This window comes from Afipia sp. GW821-FHT04G03 (assembly GCF_059419985.1).
Map to the genome: position 1 here is coordinate 1 of NZ_JBWKSV010000007.1, position 1,240 is coordinate 1,240.

1 pseudogene is annotated in these 1,240 nt (G+C 57.7%); it reads right to left on the reverse strand.

The features are described 5' to 3' along the window. Window positions 1–1,175: pseudogene (locus tag AC07UB_RS23155) on the reverse strand (IS3 family transposase); the annotation flags it as partial. Between the last annotated feature and the right edge of the window lie 65 nt (window positions 1,176–1,240).

Below are 1,240 nucleotides of genomic sequence, written 5' to 3' on the forward strand. Positions count from 1 at the left end.
TGACCTGATGGATATTTTGGACCAGCGGGATGGAGATTACTGCATGGCCGCGTTCCGATCCAGATGCAGTATTTCCGGCGATGACGTTTGCGGTGCCGGCGGTCGATAATGCAACGATGAGTGCGGTCGGATCGTGTTATAGTGCTTGCGCCATTGCTCGATGACGACGGTGGCCTCCTTTAAGCTGTAGAAGATTTCTCCTTTAAGGCATTCATCTCGCAGCTTGCCGTTGAAGCTTTCGCAGTAGCCGTTTTCCCATGGGCTGCCAGGTTCGATGTAGAGCGTTTTTGCTCCCACCCCTGCAAACCAACTGCGCACGATCTTGGCCGTCATCTCCGCGCCGTTGTCCGACCGGATGTGGTCGGGGACACCGCGTTCAAGCATCACGTCAGCCATCGTGTCGATGACGCCGAAGCTGTTGATCCGGCGCGCCACTCGGATGGCCAGGCACTCGCGAGTGAACTCATCAATCAGAGTCATCAGCCGGACCTTGCGGCCGTCGTGGGTCTGAGCCTCAACGAAGTCATAGCTCCAGACATGATTGCGATGCTGTGGTCGCAGCCGGATACAGGACCCGTCGTTGAGCCACAGCCGGCCCCGCGGCTTTTGCTTCCTGGGTACTTTAAGCCCCTCCCGGCGCCAGATCCGTTGAACCCGATCACACCCGACCTGCCAGCCGGCATCGACAAGCAGGGATGTGATCCGGCGATAGCCATATCGTCCGTATTGGGAGGCTAAGGAGATAATCGCTCTCGTCAGCACATCTTCATCAGCACGGATAATGGTGGTGTATCGCTGCGTCCCACGGTGCTGGCCGACGATCCGACAGGCATGGCGCTCCGAGAGCTTGTACTTCTCCCGGATGGCTTCTACCGCCTGTCGGCGCCGTTCAGGGCTTACAAGTTTCCCGAGGCAACGTCCTTGAGCACCTGTTTCTCAAGCGATAGATCCGCGACTAGCCGCTTGAGGCGCACGTTCTCGCGCTCGAGATCCTTCATCCGCTTGGCCTGATCAAGTTCAAGCCCGCCGTATTCCTTCCGCCAGCGGTAGTAGCTCTGCTGCGAAATCCCGGCTTCCCGACACGCTACCGGCGCTCCTTTGCCCTGCGACATCAACACTTCGATCTGACGGAGTACCACCACAATTTGCTCCGCGCTGAATCTCTTCTTCGGCATAACCAAAGCTCCTTTCCAAGCTCACTTTCTCACAAAGCTTGGTCCAAAAAAGCCCGGTCAGGTCA